Below are 16,141 nucleotides of genomic sequence, written 5' to 3' on the forward strand. Positions count from 1 at the left end.
GTAGAGATTTATGCCGGTTTCAGCGGATATGGTGCGAGGGCTCCATAAGTATGATATCAAGGTTCTCCATGCAGTGGAGCGGCTTATGAAACGATACCAGTGGGTGCCGTTTGACATTCTCAGGCAGAACACCGGCTTTTCAGAAACCGAACTGAAGTTTCGCCTCGGACGGCTGATGTCACAGGATCTTCTCAAGAGCAGTTCGGTGCCGTATCCCGGGTACCAGCTCGTCTTTACCGGGTATGATACCCTTGCCCTGCTCGCCCTCACCGGCAGGGGCACGGTCTCGATGCTCGGGTCGATGATCGGGGAGGGGAAGGAGGCGGTCGTCTACGAGGGGCTCGGGTTCGGACCCGTGGCATTGAAATTCCACCGTGTCGGCCAGCGCTCGTTTCAGACCGTTCGGAGAAACCGTACCTATATGCCCGAATCGGGGCATTGCCCGTGGATATTTGCGTCAAGCCACTCGGCTCGCAGGGAATTCGATGCGCTCACGCTCCTGCACCCCGACGTGAACGTCCCCGTTCCGGTCGACATAAACCGGAACGTGGTTGTCATGTCGTTTATTGACGGTGCGACACTGAACCGGTGTATTCTGGAAGCGCCGGCCGAGATACTGGAGAGTATCCTGGACCAGATCACCACGGCATACCGGCGGGGCATCATCCACGGCGATCTCTCGGAGTACAACGTGATGGCGGATGCCCGTGGCTGTTACATTATCGACTGGCCCCAGTGGATATCGTCCGACCACCCCAACGCCGGTGAGATTCTCCATCGTGATGTGGAGAATATCGTTATGTATTTTCACCGGAAATACGGGATACGCTGTCCGGTTGAGGAGGCACTGTCCCGGGTGATCGGGTGAAGATTTTCGGGATTGACGTTATCAGGGGATCCGTGCGGTCACGGTCACGCCGGCCCGCATACGCGCTCATTACGATGGAGAAGGGGACCGTGACGTCCGAGTCCGAGGTCTCCCTCTACCGGCTGCAGCGCAGGCTTGCCGCCGAAGAGCCCGACATTCTTGCGGTGGACAGCCTGCAGGAGGTGGCGGCCGACCAGCATGATCTCTTCACCTTTATTCAGGCCCTTCCCCCGGGCACACGGCTCGTGCAGGTAACCGGCGGGGAGCGGAAGGAGACTCTCCAGAAGGTTGCGGCCCGGTATAACATCAGCGTCAGCAAAACGGACCCCTATGCGGAAGCCCGTGCGGCCGCGTTCATCGCCTCCTCCGGCGGCGGTGCCGAGGTAATCGCCTTTGAAAACAGCTGCGATATCGTCGTGAGCCGGCACCGGTCGATCGGGAAGGGCGGGTGGAGCCAGAACCGGTATACCAGAAAGATACACGGGGCGGTGCTCCGCCAGGGCCGCGAGGTTGAATCGGCGCTCTCTGATGCAGGGCTCAAATACGAAAAAAAAGAGTATCCTGCATTCGGTGGTGCGTCACGCGTCCAGTTCCGGGTCTTTGCCTCCCGTGACATGGTGCCGGTCCGCTCCTCCCGCGGCACGGACGTGCAGGTGCGGATCTCGGGCCGCCGGCTCGACCGGATCCGGTTCAAGCCCCTGTCCGGCAAACCCCGGTACCTCATCGCGGGCATCGACCCGGGCACGACGATTGGGATTGCCGCCGTCGATCTCGACGGAAACCTCATGCATCTGATCAGCTCCCGCCAGATGACGATGTCGGATGTGATCGAGGAGCTGTACCGTGTCGGAAAACCGCTCATTGTTGCCTCGGATGTGCACCAGATGCCGTTTTCGGTCGAGAAGATCCGGCGTGCATTCAATGCGGTGGCGTACACGCCGCGACAGGACCGCTCGATCGAAGAGAAGTGGGAGCTGACGAAGGCGTACGGCACTTCCAATGATCATGAACGCGATGCCCTCTCGGCGGCGCTCGATGCCTACCGGCAGTACAGGAACAAGTTCCAGAATATCAGCAAGCGGGTACCGCCCGGCATCGACCTCGACGAGGTCCGTGCGGGTGTCATCCGGGGAAAATCACTCGAGCTTATCCTGGGCAGCAGGGAGGAGGCGGTACTGCCCGCGTCGCCTGCGGTTCCGGAGACGGAGATGCCGCCGTCGCCCGTGGACGAACGGGTTATGGAGCTCGACGGTCTCGTCAAGCGGCTCCGGGGATATATCGACGACCTCTCGGCCGACGGAAAGAAAAAGGACGAGGAAATCGAGCGTTTGACACGCCTCTGCACCCGCCTGAAGTCGGAGGACGAGGGGCGGATGCGGAGGGATGTGGAAGTCGTACGGCGGGACGCAATCATCAGGAGCCAGAAAAACATGCTCCGGAAGGCGGAGAAACGGTCAAAAAAGCTCCACCGGCAGGTAAGCAGGCTGAAGAGGTTTGCAGATCTGCAGATGAACGGGGACCATATCCCCGTCAAGGTGCTGGATTCTCTGACACGCGATGCCGTGCGGTCGCTGGATGAGGATCTCGGGATCAACGAGGGGGACATCATTGCAGCGGCAAAGACCGACGGGTGGGGCCGGAGCGTGCTGGAATTCCTTCATTCTGCTAAAATCCGTGTGATCATCACCGGCACCGGGGAAAAACAGGTGCATGACGGACAGCTTCTCCTGGCATGCAGTGAACTGGAACTTCCCTGTATCCCGGCAGCCGGTCTCGATCTCAGGATCCGGGGACGGACCGGCACCGTGCCGCGGGTGAGGCTCGAAGAGGCCCTTCTCCGATGGGAGAGCGATTTCGAGGCGTACCGCCGGGAAAAAAAGACGGAAATGCTCGAATCAATATTCAGGGAATACCGGAGCGAGCGGGAGCGGGAGGTACGCCGCCATGGATGACCGGGAGCTGCTCGCCACGGTGACGGCCGTCCTTGGTCCCAGCGCGGTGGCGGATGACTGTGCGGTGCTTGCCTGCGGCGCCGATCTGCTGGTCGTCAGTACGGACATGCTCCACGAAACCACCGATTTTCCATCCGGCATGACCGACAGCCAGATCGGATGGATGGCGGTTGCCGTCACGCTCTCCGATATCGCCGCGATGGGTGCGGCTCCCGAAGCGGTTCTTATTGCGGCGGGACTTGACCGCTGGCAGCGCCTCGAAGGCATCCTCAGGGGCGCACGCGCCTGCGCGGACGCACACGGGTGCGGTATCGTCGGCGGTGACACCGATGCCCACACGGAGCTGACGATTGTCACAACCGGGATTGGCCGTGTCTCTCCCGCGCATCTTGTGCGCCGGTCGGGGGCACGTCCCGGCGACCTTGTCTGCCTTGTCGGCACGCCCGGACGGGCACAGGCGGGGCTGCTCGGGTATCCCGGTCATCGCACGGCCCTCATCGAGCCCCTGCCGCTTGTCAGGGAGGGACTGGCACTCGGCCGTGCGGGAGTATCGGCGATGATGGATGTTTCGGACGGCCTCCTCCTCTCTCTCCATGATCTGTGCGAGGCGTGCGGGTGCGGTTTTTCCGTGGTCTCCGACACCATTCCGCTGCCCGAAGGCGTGGAACCGGAACTCGGGCGGGAGATGGCACTCTCGGGCGGGGGTGACTTCGGGCTCCTCTTTACCTGTCCCCCGGAACGGTTTCCCGTGAAGGGAGTGGATGCCCGGGTGATCGGGCGGGTGACTGTGGAAAAGAGGGTCACGATAGACGGCCAGCCGGCGTCTCATCGCGGCTACTGCCATACCTGGTGACGGGCGCGGCAAGGTTTTTTAGGGCCGGCGGAGTACTCTCCCCCGTATCGGAGTGGTGATATGGCAGTGCACCGGAAGAGGGTATATGCGGCCGTCCTGATCATAGCACTCTGCATGATCCCCGCGGCGACGGGCCTGGATGGAGAAGGATACCGGACGCGATCGCCCGGCGGACAGATCAGTTCTGTTGCAATCACGAACGACGGTTCCCGGATCGTGTGCGGGAGCGATACGGGAAAAGTGTTCTGTTATAATGCGGAAGGAACCGTGCTGTGGTCCCATGCGGCATCGTCCCCCGTCACCGCGGTCTCGGCCGCGGGGCTGGGAAGTGCCTTTGCCGCCGGGTACGCCGACGGAAATGTCTCTTTCTTTAAGCGGGACGGCGGCATCCGCTGGGAGAAGGCCACCGGCTCTCCGGTGAGTTCCCTCGCGGTCTCCGGGTACGGCAGCGAGTGTGCCGTGGGAGGGGATCGTCTTGTTCTCTTCTCAGCTCTGGGTGACCGTATCTTTGATGCGAGAGCCGGCGACCGTGTGCTGTCGGTGGCGATCTCGGAGGACGGGGAATATATCGTCACGGGAAGCGAGAACGGGGATATCAATTTCTTCGGGAGAAGGGGGAATGTGCTCTGGAGCGAGTTCACGCACGGAACGGTGCGCTCGGTGTCGACGGCCGATGATGCATCGATCATCGCTGCCGGAAGGGCGGATGACAACCTCTATATCATGACCCGGAAGGGCTCGATCCGGTGGCTGAAGGTGACCGGTGCCCCGGTTATGTCAGTAGCACTCTCACGGAGCGGCGATGACGTGGTGATTGCGAACCGCGGCGGTACGGTGCGCTATTACGAGGTGGGCGAACGGGAACGCTGGTCGGCGACGACCAACGGCGAGATACGGGCGCTCGCGATTGCGGGAGACGGATCGCTTGCCGCCGCAGCTGATACCGGCACCGGCATTCGCCTCTACGATCGGACCGGAGCGGAGGTGTGGACATTCGCTGCAGACAGCACCGCCACTTCGCTTGCGTTGTCACAGGACGGCAGGGTGCTCGCGGCAGCGGCCGGGAGTGACGTATACCTCTTCACGACCGCGGTGACGCCGGTGAGGAACATCCAGGTGGAAACGGCATCGATGCCCGCACCGTCTCCTGCCGAGGTGCCTTCCGGGGCGTGGCCTGCCGTGGCAGCCCCGCTCCTGCTCGCAGCAGCGCGCCGCCTGTACCGGTGACGCTCAGCGTTTCCACCGGGGGCGTTCTTCCCCGGCAAGGGCATCATATCCGTTCTCTTTTTTCCGCCGCCGCATATACAGCACCGCTGCCGCCGCACCGAGGACCAGCAGCACAAACAGGCCTGCATAGACGGGAAGCATCGATTCCTCTGCCGGTTCCGGGACGGCTGTTGCGGTCGGCGTGCCGATGTCAATGGAGACGAACCCCTCCTCCGTTGCCGTCGCGGCGGGGGACTCTGTCACGTCCGGAGATGCTGTCGGCGATGTCGTCGGGGGGGCGGTTTCGGGAGGAGCGGGGACAATGGTGCCGGTCGCAAAGAAGTAGACGGTGTTGTCATTCGATCCCACGGTGATAGAGCTCCCGTCCCCCGAAACCCCCACGCCGCACACGGCCAGGGCAACCGTATATGAGCCGAGCAGCGTACCCTCGCGATTCAGGATGAGTGCCTTATTGTCCTCCGTTCCGGCAACAACAACATTTCCATCGTCTGAAACGTCAATGCTGCAGGGGGGGAGTGCTGTTGTGTAGGTCAGAAGAAGATTGCCGTTTCCGTCGAGGTACAGGATTTTATTTCCCCCGGTTGCGCCCGCAACGAGGCTGCCGTCGCCGGAGATTCCTACCGAGGTCGGGGACTGCTCCGTGTTGTAGGTCCAGAGGAGGTCACCGCCGTTTGAAAAGCAGTATATCCTGTTGTCTCCGGTTCCTGCTGCGATACGGCTCCCGTCCCGGGATATGGCGACGCCGCGGACATCAAGAGCGGTGCTGTGCGACCAGAGGAGCGCACCCTGCCGGTTGAAGAGGTATACCTTGTTTGCCTCGGAGCCTGCCGCGACATAGGATCCGTCCCGCGAGACCGCTACACTGCTGACCGGCTGGGGAGCCGTGTATGTCCAGAAGAGGTTGCCCAGGTAGTCGAAGTAGTATAATTTGTTTCCGTTCGTCCCGGCGGCAACATACATGCCATCGCCTGAAACCGCCGTGCAGCGGACGTTGAAATCTGTCTGGTATGACCAGAGGAGGGTTCCCTGCCCGTCGAAGAGGTAGAGGCGGTTGTCAGCCGAGCCTGCCGCCACGACTGCGGCATTGTCGTTTATCGCCACGCTCTGAACCTGCTGTCCGACGATATACTTCCATTGCAGCCCGTTCTCAGCGGCTGCACAGGAAGGCAGTGCCATCCATGAAGCCATCAGTGCGACCATCAGAAGGACTGCCAATCGCCTGCATATACCCGACCCCGGGACACCGTTTCCATGTTTTTCCGTGTTCCGCTTCATCCGCATCATCCCTTCTCTCCAGTATACATGCAGCATATTAAAAAAGGATTGATGCCTGTGTGTGCGGACGCACCGGTGAAGGGATGTGTCTGCCGCGCGGGAGTGCGTGCCAGAAGCCGGGAGAAACGGCACAAGAAGGCCGGAAAAAAGAGTGTCGTAAACAGAAATGGACTCGGCGGGATTTGAACCCGCGGCCTTTACGTTGCGAACGTAACGATCTACCCCTGATCTACGAGCCCGGACCGTTCGGCTGAAAATGGCAGGCGTTTTTTTTCGGATTAGAGAATAATCTCTATATCCAGTTTTTCCGCCAGTTCCTTATATCTGTTCCTTATCGTGACCTCCGTGACGCCCGCCACTTCGGCCACCTCACGCTGTGTCCGGCGTTCCCCGCCGAGGATTGAGGAGATATAAATTGCGGCTGCAGCGACTCCGGTTGGCCCCCGGCCGCTTGTTAATTCGCGCTCTCCTGCCTGCCTGAGAATCTCGACGGCCCTGCTCTGGACTTCGCCCTTCAGGTTCAGGCCGGAGCAGAAGCGCGGAACATAGTCGATGGGAGAGGTGGGCAGGAGTTTTAAGCCCAGTTCACGGGAGATGAACCGGTAGGTGCGCCCGATCTCCTTCCGGGAGACACGCGACACCTCGGCAATCTCGTCGAGGGTCCGCGGAACACTGCACTGCCGGCATGCGGCATAGAGTGCCGCCGCAGCCACGCCTTCGATGCTCCTGCCGCGGATCAGGTTCTTGTCCACCGCATCGCGGTATACGACCGCAGCAGTTTCACGCACATTTCGCGGAAGACCCAGTGCGGAGGCCATCCGGTCCAGTTCAGAGAGAGCGAAGGCAAGGTTCCGCTCGGTCGCGTTCGAGACGCGGATACGGCGCTGCCACTTCCGGAGGCGGTAGAGCTGTGCCCGGTTCTTACTGGAGATGGCACGGCCATACGAATCACGGTTTCTCCAGTCAATCATGGTGGAAAGACCTTTGTCGTGAATGGTAAAGGTCATCGGAGCCCCGACACGGGAGCGTTTCATCCGCTGATCGTGGTCGAACGCACGCCATTCCGGACCGCGGTCGATAAATTCCTCGTCCAGAACCAGCCCGCAATTCTGGCAGACGAGCTCGGCGCGTTCATAATCATGCACGAGCTGCCGGCTGCCGCATTCGGGACAGACGGACGTGGTCGACTCCTCGTGTTTTTTCTTCTCCTGAACCTGTTCCGCCGATCGTTTTTTAAGGACTTCTCTCTGGCTCTGTAACTGTTTGAGCTTCTCTATCTCCTGCATTTGTTCTTCACCCTGTTATTTTGAATAGAGTTTTTCGTCATTTGGTGTGGTGCATTCATCTGTGCATAGCACGGCTGCAAGAGGCGCCTGGATATTTCCAAAGATATCGATGAGTTTTCCAACCGGTTTGAGGCGGCGGTCCACAACATGTGTATTCAGCCGGGGAAGTTGAGCGGGGTCGCACTGCAAAATGAGCATTCTCCGACCGTAAATACTAACTACACGCCCGACATACTTCACAATGGATCATCCTGGCAAACAGCTGTTACCTGCGAGATTTCGTAATTTATATATATAGGGCGTTGCACTATTTAAAATTTTTGATAAACTATATATAGTTCATTCACTGTCGCAGCCATTCGAGGATGTCACTGGAGAGTGCCCGCTCTGCTTCACCGGGCGACATGCCCGCGCCGCGTGCAACCGTCCACCGAGCGTCCTTCGTCATCAGGTCGCCCGGTCCATGCGCGTCCGAATCGATGACAAAACGGCATCCTGAACTACGTGCGGTGGCAAATACATGCCCGTTGGTCCTGTTGTGACCTCCGCGGGCGGTGATCTCGATTGCGACATGGTTTTTTGCCGCAATAGCAGCATCTTCCGCGGTGATAAGGCCGGGATGGGCAAGAATGTCCACGGCCTCGCTGGTACATGCGGCATGGTTCGTGCCCGGGGCAACGGGTTCGACAACCGACTCCCCGTGGACGACCACAAGATCGGCACCTTCCGCCTTTGCACGCCGGGCAAGCGTGTCGATGAGGGCCGGAGGGATATGGGTCAGTTCGACTCCCGCGAGCACTTCAACGCCGAATTCGCGTGCAGCGTCCCGGACCTCGCCCAGCGCCCGGATCACGGGCGAGATATTGGTGGGATCGACGTGATCGGTGATGCCGATGACCCGGTATCCCAGTACGGCAGCGCGGCGTACCAGTTCAAGGGGAAGGAGTTCGCCGTCCGAGAGCAGGGAGTGCGTGTGCAGGTCGTACATGGAGGTCACACCCGGCCGCCCATCGCCCGGGCAACTGTACGTATGAGCTCTTCTTTCCTGCCGTCCCATGAAACGAGGACCCGGCCCTCGCGAAGCATCCAGCGGGAGGGGTGGTGCGCCTCCTCTGTCCGGAAGGAGAGCCCGAGGCGGGAGAGTGCGGCCTTGAGTGCGGCGATATCGGGCTTCTCCACTGCGAGGTTCGCGGGCACCCTTCGTCCCTCCCTCCGCCTGAGAGCGGCATTGAAATAGCAGGGATACAGTATCCGTTCGGTCTCCATTGATCATGTATTACGAAGTGAACCTATAAACTGTTCATGATCGTAGATTGATGGTATGCATCATATCGACGTCAGCATTGAGAAGGATGTCTATGCCGCAAATAACCGGATTGCGTACGATAATGCCCGCCTGCTGAAAGAAAACGGCGTGCGGGCGTTCGATCTTCTCGGGGCGATCGGGTCGGGAAAGACGGCGCTGATCGAAAAGATGGTGCCTGAACTTGAACGCAGAGGCCTGCGGGGGGGTGCCATCGCGGGCGACGTGTACGGCGATGACGATTTCCGGCGCATTGTGAAGACGGGTATTCCCGCTGTGAATGCAAATACCGGAAAGGAGTGCCACCTCGATGCCCATCTTGTGGAACATGCGCTCGAGCATCTGCCGCTTGCCGAGATTGATATCCTCTTAATCGAAAACGTCGGCAACATGGTCTGCCCTACGGATTTTCTCCTTGGGGCGGAGAAGCGCATCGTCGTGGTCAGTTCGACCGAAGGTGACGATGTGGTCAACAAGCATCCGATGATGTTTCGGGGGAGCACGATCGGGATCATCAACAAGATCGACATCGCACCCCTCGTGGGTGCGGATCTCGACCGGATGGAGGCAGATATGCGCCGTTATAATCCGGAAATTATGGTTTTCAGGACGAATCTGAAGACCGGTGACGGCGTCGGAGCGGTCGTCGACGCCATACTCGGCTGATCAGTGGAGTTAAATACGTCTGATGGGAATATATATAGCACTTCAAAGGGAACAGGCCCGAAGTCGTATCCGTTCAGGACACCTCCTTCCGGCGCCATCCCTGATGAAAAAATAGTTTTTACCAAAGTGGTGATCGTATGCAGTGGCAAGGCAGATCCGTAAGAAAGGCAACCGGAGGCCGCATCAGGCTGGCACGGGGAAAGAGACGCGTTGAGATTGGCAGGGCACCCGCCGACACCCATATCGGTGAGGACCGGAACAGGATTATCCGGACGCGGGGAGGAAACCACAAGGTTCGTGCGCTCCGCGCCGAGTTCGCGAACGTGGCCGACCCGAAGACCGGTGAGACGAAGAGGGTCCGGATGGAGACGGTCGAAGCGAACACCGCCAACCCGAACTACGTGCGCCGGAACCTTCTCACGAAGGGCGCAATTATCAAAACCGAAATCGGACGTGCACGGATCGTTAGCCGTCCCGGACAGGACGGCATCATATGTGCCGTTCTCGTCGAGTAAACCCAATATTTTTTTTAGCGGGATCCTGAAGCGGATCTCTTACTATGATGGCGGGGCATTCCATGGCCCCGTGAGCGGCTGGTTCTCAGAGACCCGGACCCGCCGGGAGAGTATGCGGTGGCGGCAGCCGATGAGTGGGGATCAGAGGCCCTTTAACTTTACAAGCGCACGGTCAAGCGCCCGCCCGAGCTCCCCTGCCGCTTTGTCAAGCCCTTGCCGAACTTCGTCCCATGCTTCATCCCCGGATGCCCGGAATGTCTCAAACTGTTTTTCCAGGTCGTCGCGGAGTGCTTCGAGGTCACGGATCTGATCGGCGTAGTCTACCTGCGCCTGCTCCTTCGCCGTGCGGGCTTTATCCTTCAGTTTTTCGATTTCTGCGGTAAATTCTTCAAACTGGGCCTGAATTTTCTCTTCATACGCAGTACGCGCGGTCATATTCTTCTGGTTTTGTCTCCGCGGATATAACCATTGGGATGCCCCCCGGCGAATCGTCATGCGGGTTTGGGCACAGGATCCTGTCATGGGAGAGCATACCTTTTTTTGCACCTCGTTCATCATATTGTACTGATGCGTAGAATTTACCACCGCTTTCCCCCGAGTTGCGACCTTAATTTCGATATCGACCGCAGCTTTTCCGATTTGGTACGATGCATCCAGAAGCTGCATCACAGTCATATAACGAACCGGAAGGGAGCCGATCTTGTTAAACTGACCTTTCTCGTTGATGTTGCCGATAAAAAGACCCAGTTCGTACCTGTGGACTACGTCTCTGATATTGCCGAAACCGTGACGGAGGCATGCGATTTCCGGATCACCCTCCATGAGACCATGCTCACACCGGAGAAGAGTATCCCGGTATCGGAAAACATGTTCCTCGTCAGGGTAAATGATGCGGGACAGCGGTGCGACTGCTTTGCCGTCAAGGAAGGCCGGCAGGGACAGATGGATGCGATGGACCTTCGGGAACTCCTGAAAGGTGCCTGCGAGTGAGTCTGAAAATCACCGTTGCCGCTCCGTTCCGGTATATGCGGAAGGATAAGCTTCAGAAGAGCGAGTTTATCTTTTTCGTGGCGATTGACAGGCGATGGATGAGTAAGGAGGAGGCAAACCGGCTTCTTGCTCGGGCCGGAGAAGAAGGGCTTCTCCGCTTCGAGGGGGGGGTGATCACCCCGGCATTCCCCGTCGACGAGGTGACGATACCGCTGGGGTTCAAGCCCTCTCCCGAGCTGCTTGCCGTCCCCGACGTATTCGGAGATCTGGTCGGGAGGATTGCACGGGCACGCAGCTCCGAAAAAGCAGCAATCGTCGCGGAGCTGAACGAAATGGTTCAAAAAAATTTTGACGGGCTGCTCAGGGCCGAAGCGGCTGCAGTCATTCTCGCACGGCGTTACGGTGTGCCGTTTGACGATCTCCTCGATGATCTGAAGGCACGCCTCGTGCAGGAAAAATAGATGTATGGAATTATTCCGCTGCTTCTTCACTTTCAAAGAAGCTTCGGAGTTCCTTATCGCCGTATTTTACAACCTTGGCATTGATCTGGACGAAATCAGCGGTGATCTCATTGCCGCGGACGGATTTTCTCCGCCGTTCACCGTCATAGGTGGGTGCGAATCCTGCGCCCTTCGCGAGAAGCAGGCGTCTCCTGCTCAGGCCGGGAAGGTCACGCCGTGCCGGGATTCCTGTCCGGTCGCTGCCTCCGGTAATCGCTATGCTGTATCCGTTCAGGCCGATTACCCCGGCGTCAATCTCCTCACCAATCTTTTTCCCGATGAATGCACCGGCAGACCCGCCCGTGGCATCCAGCTTGTAGGATTTGCCGGATTGAGGGTCTGAAAGGACGATTTTGAAGTCTACCATCGTATGTGTCTCCTCTAAAACGTGACTATAAAGTTGAATTGCAGATACTTAAATGCTACTTGCCCCAGAAGGGATCCGATTTTCGCCGCATTGCCGTAAACTCCTCAAGAATCATCTGCATCGAGGTGTTTAAATGCGACATCATCTCTGTTTCGATGACTTTCACGTGCCGTTCGGGGATGTCCACGTACAGCTCATCGCCGACATTTATCTGGCGGCCGACCGTGGGCCCCTCGATGGAGATGGCAATCTCGTCGCCGGCATCGGCCTCGTGCACGGTCTCCTGTCCGCTCTTCATCATTTTCACGCGTCCGACCTTGCGCCCGTCCAGATGAATGAGGTTGACTCCCGACTGGAGTTTGCCGCCGAGAATGCGGACGCCGACAACCGCCGGATTGCTCTGCCGGAAGACGCAGTCCGGCAGGAGTGAAATTTTACCCGGCATGACGAGATTTTCAAACCGCTGTTTCTCCATCGCACGGCGCGTGTCCTCCTGCCACTCGAGGAAGTCGTCAATCAGCCGGTAGATGACCCCGCCTTCGAAGAGCATCACCTGCTTCATGGAGGGTTCGGCGAGCGTATCGATTGCATCGGGCAAAATGGGCGTGTTGAATGAAAGAACGGCAGAATAGAGCGGATTTTTAATTGTGCTGACCTCGATGATGTCGTGGCGGGAGACGGGTCCCACCTCCGCCCGCATCACCGGGATCGTATTCGCTTCAAGCTCCTTTGAGAGCGCTTCAAGCGCTCCTATGGTGTCGGCCTTGATATATACGCCCTCGTCCTTCAGCGTGACCTGGATATCCTGCATTTCACGGGTAACGTCGGCAATGACGGCGTCGCGGTCTCCCCGGACAACACGCAACGGCGTGCCCGCGACAGAACCATCCAGCCGGGGCGCCGCCACTTTGATGCCGGTCGCCGCAGTGACGGATTTCACCCGCTCGAACCGGTCTTCGACAAGGATCTCCTTCATCGGGCGCGGTTTCAGGAGCGACCTGACTTTTGTCGTGATGACGCCGTCGTGGCCGCCGACGACGATCTCATCGCCGACTTTGAGGATCCCGTCATACAGGATCACGTCCAGGGTGATCCCGAGGCCGCGTTCCTCCTTTACTTCCAGCACGGTGCCGGAACCCGGCCCTTCAACCGTGAGCCTGAGCGATTCTGTCAGGTACCGCTGCGCAAGCCCGACCATGACCATCAGGAGATCGGGAATCCCCTCTCCGGTGATGGCGCTCACCGGGACGATTGCGATGTTCCGGGCAAAGTCCCTGATGCGGTCATACCGTTCGCAGTTGAATCCCATTTCGGAGAGTTTGCCGACGAGCTCGTAGATCTTCGTCTCCACGACCCCCTGTACGCGCTCGTTCTGCCGGGAAAAAGTCTTTTTAAACGGCATGTTCTCCATGACGCGCCATCCGTGAATCCGGTCTATCTTGTTTGCGGCGACAACAAAGGGCGTCTTTTGGGAGCGCAGAATCTGGAGGGCCTCGATGGTCTGGGGCTGAAACCCTTCATTGAGGTCCACAACGAGAATAGCCATGTCGGCGAGCGCACCGCCACGGGAACGGAGGGTGGTGAACGCATGGTGCCCCGGCGTATCGATAAAGAGGAGTCCGGGGATATCGAACTGCATCGAACCCGCAACACCGCTCATTTGTTCGATGACGTCAAGCGGAACCAGCGTGGCCCCGATATGCTGGGTGATGGCACCCTCCTCCGTATCAACCACGGATGAACCCCGGATCCTGTCGAGGAGCGATGTTTTACCGTGATCGACATGACCGAGAACACAAACGATGGGTGTGCGAATCGCCGCCTTGCTCATACCAATATCCCCCTGCTGCCACCACGGCGGTGCTGCCCGCCCGCCTGGTGCTCATGTAGTTGGGCATCCTGCCACATAAATGGTGCCCGTGAAGCCTTTCTCCCCCAACAAATGGCGGCTTTCCCGGGATCGGGTCCCAAAGAGATACTTTAATTAATTCCTTCACCCTATTTAAAAGGGTATTTTGCCGGGGTGGGGTAGTTGGTCATCCTAGGGGATTGTGGTTCCCCCGACCCGGGTTCGAATCTCGGCCCCGGCCTTTGTTTTTCACGCATCTGATTTATTTTTCTTGCCGGGCGGTAGTCCGGATTGCGGCATAAATCATGGTGCACGTGCCAGTGAAGTTCCGCCACCCTGCCCGCCACAACCGTCTATTTCATCGCCCCGCCGATGTCACCGGACCGGAACGGGACGTCTCCCGGGAGCAGTTGCCCTGTCCTGCGTGAAGGGCTCCCGGCAGGTCGCAGGGATCGGTAAGGGCGTCCGTCAGTATCTGCCCGTGGCAGGTCATCCTGTTCTCATACTCCTGCGGCGGCAGGTCTGCCGTGACCCGCCCGTTCGCGTCTGCCGTTCCCGAATGCGGCAATTTTGGTAAAAAACACTATGCTAATAGAAATAGATATATAACATAATGTAAAATATATTTTACATAAGCGGCAGGGGTGAGCCGGAGGAATATGCAGAAAGCGTATTCCCTCTCTCCCTGCTGCCGTCTCATGGAAACGGAGAAAAAATTCATGAAAATCAAGATAACCGCAGTTCTCCTGCTGCTCTGTATTTTGGCAGGATTTGCCTCGGCGACGGGCGATACGGCCGCCGCACAGGTGAGTGTGACCAGTGTTACGGTCAGTCCTACGGCGCTGATGCACGGAGATACGGGCACCGTAACGGTGGAGATTACGAACAACGGCGATGAGGTTGTTGCGATCAGCAGGGCGAAGCTTTATTCGGACGACCTGACGGTCCAAAACGACCTGACCTACGATTCGGTGGGTAATCTCGGTGCCGGGAACTCCTTAACGTTCACCTTCACCGTCAGGGCCGATGCGCCGGACGGCTTCTATTACATGACCTTTTACCTCGACTACCGGGACGCGGGCAGCCTCAGGTATTCGGTTCCCGTAACCGTGGAGAGTACGGAAGCGTCCGTATCTGTCCTTGACGCTCCCGACTCCTTTGCGGGGGGCAACAAGGAGACGATCACCGTCACCGTCGGCAACCCGCGGGATAATACGCTGAAAGGTGTCATCGCAACGATCGGAGGCCCGGGCATCAGTACGACGATGAACAGCGCCTTTATCGGCGATATCACCCCCGGTTCATCACAGGTGGTATCCTTCGAAGTGACCACCCTGCAGGAATCGGATATCACGGTCACCGTCGCATACCGAAACGGTATCAACGATCATACGTCTGCAATCGCCATCCCTGTGGAGTTCGGCGAGGATAAGCTCGGGGCGGAGCTTGTACTGAACAGCATCGAATATTCGGGCGGCACCGGCAGCTGGACACTCTCGGCCGACGTGACGAACGCGGGCCTCTCCGATGCGAAATCCATCGTGGTTACGGTGGCAAGCCCCGCGGAACCTGTCGATCCGAACGGCGTATATGTCATCGGAGCCCTCGAACCCGACGATTTTTCGAGCTTTGATATCACCTTCACCACGCCGGGCACGACCGTGCCGGTCCTTGTCACGTACAAAGACGAGGACGGAAACGTGTTTTCCGAAGTATTTGATGTGAGCCTCGGGGGTACGACCACAGCGGGCGGCGATGCAGAAAGTTCCCGGCTGCCGGTAATGTCCGGCGCCGGAGGTCCCGCCGGAGGTCCCGCCGGAGGCCGCAACGGTCTGTTCGGAGGCTTCGGCACGGGGCTGTCGCAGGTGCCGATAGTGCAGATCGCGCTCGTCCTCCTCGTGGGTATCGGTGCCGTGATCGGCTGGAGAAAAGGCTGGTTTCGCAGGATCACGGAAAAGGTTAACGAGATCCGTTCAGGGAAACGCCGGTAAGCAGGGAGAAGAGGCTGTATGCAGAACCATCCGGTGATTGAACTTGATCGCGTCACCAAGGTGTATCCCCTCCCTGCCGGTGACGTCACTGCATTGGATGGGATCTCCCTTCGTATCGAAGAGGGAGAGTTCATCGCGATCATGGGACCGTCCGGGTGCGGCAAGTCCACGCTCCTCAACCAGATCGGGAGCCTTGATGTCCCCACGTCCGGAGATCTCCTCATCGACAGGAGAAATATCCGGGAGATGGATGATGTGGAACTGACGACCCTGCGGCTGACCACCATCGGCTACATCTTTCAGAAGTTCAACCTCATCCCCCTCCTCACCGCCTACGAAAACGTCGAGTATCCCTATATTCTGCGCCACCGGCACCCGGATGAGACGGGCCACGTCACCCGGCTGCTTGCGAGCGTGGGGATAGACGAGGCGCTCGCAGCCCATAAGCCCCCGGAACTCTCCGGCGGCCAGCAACAGAGAGTGGCTATTGCCCGGGCGC

18 protein-coding genes and 2 tRNA genes are annotated in these 16,141 nt (G+C 58.8%); 11 read left to right on the forward strand and 9 right to left on the reverse strand.

Going from position 1 to position 16,141, the window contains the following annotated elements:
• Nucleotides 1–10: 10 nt before the first annotated feature.
• The 4 genes from APR53_10560 to APR53_10575 are packed head-to-tail and all read left to right on the forward strand — an operon-like array spanning nucleotide 11 to nucleotide 4,900.
• Nucleotides 11–868 carry a serine/threonine protein phosphatase gene (locus tag APR53_10560; protein ID KQC04479.1) on the forward strand — a complete coding sequence of 286 codons (858 nt, stop codon included), beginning with the start codon at nucleotides 11–13 and terminating at the stop codon, nucleotides 866–868.
• Complete coding sequence (locus APR53_10565; GenBank protein ID KQC04480.1) at nucleotides 865–2,820, forward strand: hypothetical protein; 1,956 nt, start codon at nucleotides 865–867, stop codon at nucleotides 2,818–2,820. The genes APR53_10560 and APR53_10565 overlap by 4 nt, the downstream gene beginning before the upstream one ends.
• Complete coding sequence (locus APR53_10570; protein ID KQC04481.1) at nucleotides 2,813–3,673, forward strand: thiamine-monophosphate kinase; 861 nt, start codon at nucleotides 2,813–2,815, stop codon at nucleotides 3,671–3,673. The genes APR53_10565 and APR53_10570 overlap by 8 nt, the downstream gene beginning before the upstream one ends.
• A gap of 60 nt (nucleotides 3,674–3,733) precedes the next feature.
• Nucleotides 3,734–4,900: a hypothetical protein gene (locus APR53_10575; protein ID KQC04482.1), complete on the forward strand. Its 1,167-nt coding sequence runs from the start codon at nucleotides 3,734–3,736 to the stop codon at nucleotides 4,898–4,900.
• A gap of 3 nt (nucleotides 4,901–4,903) precedes the next feature.
• Here APR53_10575 and APR53_10580 read toward each other — a convergent pair whose 3' ends face one another.
• From APR53_10580 to APR53_10605, 6 genes are all read right to left on the reverse strand, one after another.
• A complete protein-coding gene (locus APR53_10580) occupies nucleotides 4,904–6,211 on the reverse strand; it encodes a hypothetical protein (GenBank protein ID KQC04483.1) in 1,308 nt (435 codons plus the stop codon).
• Nucleotides 6,212–6,342: 131 nt separating this feature from the next.
• Nucleotides 6,343–6,414: transfer RNA gene (locus APR53_10585), tRNA-Ala, on the reverse strand.
• Nucleotides 6,415–6,453: 39 nt separating this feature from the next.
• On the reverse strand, nucleotides 6,454–7,461 hold the full coding sequence (gene tfb, locus APR53_10590) for a transcription initiation factor IIB (GenBank protein ID KQC04484.1): 1,008 nt from the start codon (nucleotides 7,459–7,461) through the stop codon (nucleotides 6,454–6,456).
• A gap of 15 nt (nucleotides 7,462–7,476) precedes the next feature.
• Nucleotides 7,477–7,701: an RNA-binding protein gene (locus APR53_10595; protein ID KQC04485.1), complete on the reverse strand. Its 225-nt coding sequence runs from the start codon at nucleotides 7,699–7,701 to the stop codon at nucleotides 7,477–7,479.
• A 103-nt stretch (nucleotides 7,702–7,804) separates the two neighbouring features.
• Entirely contained in the window at nucleotides 7,805–8,449 is a 645-nt protein-coding gene (locus APR53_10600; GenBank protein KQC04486.1) for a hypothetical protein, read from the reverse strand.
• 5 nt (nucleotides 8,450–8,454) lie between these two features.
• On the reverse strand, nucleotides 8,455–8,727 hold the full coding sequence (locus APR53_10605; protein KQC04487.1) for a signal recognition particle: 273 nt from the start codon (nucleotides 8,725–8,727) through the stop codon (nucleotides 8,455–8,457).
• 55 nt (nucleotides 8,728–8,782) lie between these two features.
• Here APR53_10605 and APR53_10610 point away from each other — a divergent pair, with 55 nt between their 5' ends.
• Nucleotides 8,783–9,430 (forward strand): hydrogenase nickel incorporation protein HypB, encoded by a 648-nt coding sequence (locus APR53_10610; protein KQC04488.1) that lies wholly within the window; start codon nucleotides 8,783–8,785, stop codon nucleotides 9,428–9,430.
• A gap of 137 nt (nucleotides 9,431–9,567) precedes the next feature.
• A complete protein-coding gene (locus APR53_10615; GenBank protein KQC04489.1) occupies nucleotides 9,568–9,945 on the forward strand; it encodes a 30S ribosomal protein S8e in 378 nt (125 codons plus the stop codon).
• Nucleotides 9,946–10,086: 141 nt separating this feature from the next.
• Here APR53_10615 and APR53_10620 read toward each other — a convergent pair whose 3' ends face one another.
• Nucleotides 10,087–10,380 carry a hypothetical protein gene (locus tag APR53_10620; GenBank protein ID KQC04490.1) on the reverse strand — a complete coding sequence of 98 codons (294 nt, stop codon included), beginning with the start codon at nucleotides 10,378–10,380 and terminating at the stop codon, nucleotides 10,087–10,089.
• 132 nt (nucleotides 10,381–10,512) lie between these two features.
• Between APR53_10620 and APR53_10625 the strand changes: the two genes are divergently transcribed.
• Nucleotides 10,513–10,935 (forward strand): hypothetical protein, encoded by a 423-nt coding sequence (locus APR53_10625; GenBank protein ID KQC04498.1) that lies wholly within the window; start codon nucleotides 10,513–10,515, stop codon nucleotides 10,933–10,935.
• Nucleotides 10,932–11,396 carry a hypothetical protein gene (locus APR53_10630; GenBank protein KQC04491.1) on the forward strand — a complete coding sequence of 155 codons (465 nt, stop codon included), beginning with the start codon at nucleotides 10,932–10,934 and terminating at the stop codon, nucleotides 11,394–11,396. The genes APR53_10625 and APR53_10630 overlap by 4 nt, the downstream gene beginning before the upstream one ends.
• A gap of 10 nt (nucleotides 11,397–11,406) precedes the next feature.
• Here APR53_10630 and APR53_10635 read toward each other — a convergent pair whose 3' ends face one another.
• A complete protein-coding gene (locus tag APR53_10635) occupies nucleotides 11,407–11,802 on the reverse strand; it encodes a 30S ribosomal protein S6 (protein KQC04492.1) in 396 nt (131 codons plus the stop codon).
• Nucleotides 11,803–11,857: 55 nt separating this feature from the next.
• Nucleotides 11,858–13,633 (reverse strand): translation initiation factor IF-2, encoded by a 1,776-nt coding sequence (locus APR53_10640; GenBank protein KQC04493.1) that lies wholly within the window; start codon nucleotides 13,631–13,633, stop codon nucleotides 11,858–11,860.
• A 186-nt stretch (nucleotides 13,634–13,819) separates the two neighbouring features.
• Here APR53_10640 and APR53_10645 point away from each other — a divergent pair.
• The 3 genes from APR53_10645 to APR53_10655 form a co-directional block, all read left to right on the forward strand.
• A tRNA-His gene (locus APR53_10645) sits at nucleotides 13,820–13,892 on the forward strand.
• Nucleotides 13,893–14,310: 418 nt separating this feature from the next.
• Complete coding sequence (locus APR53_10650) at nucleotides 14,311–15,642, forward strand: hypothetical protein (GenBank protein ID KQC04494.1); 1,332 nt, start codon at nucleotides 14,311–14,313, stop codon at nucleotides 15,640–15,642.
• Nucleotides 15,643–15,660: 18 nt separating this feature from the next.
• Nucleotides 15,661–16,141 (forward strand): ABC transporter ATP-binding protein (locus APR53_10655; GenBank protein KQC04495.1); only part of this gene is annotated, 481 nt, incomplete at its 3' end.

Origin of the sequence: Methanoculleus sp. SDB, from assembly GCA_001412355.1 — an archaeon.
Taxonomy (GTDB): domain Archaea; phylum Halobacteriota; class Methanomicrobia; order Methanomicrobiales; family Methanomicrobiaceae; genus LKUD01.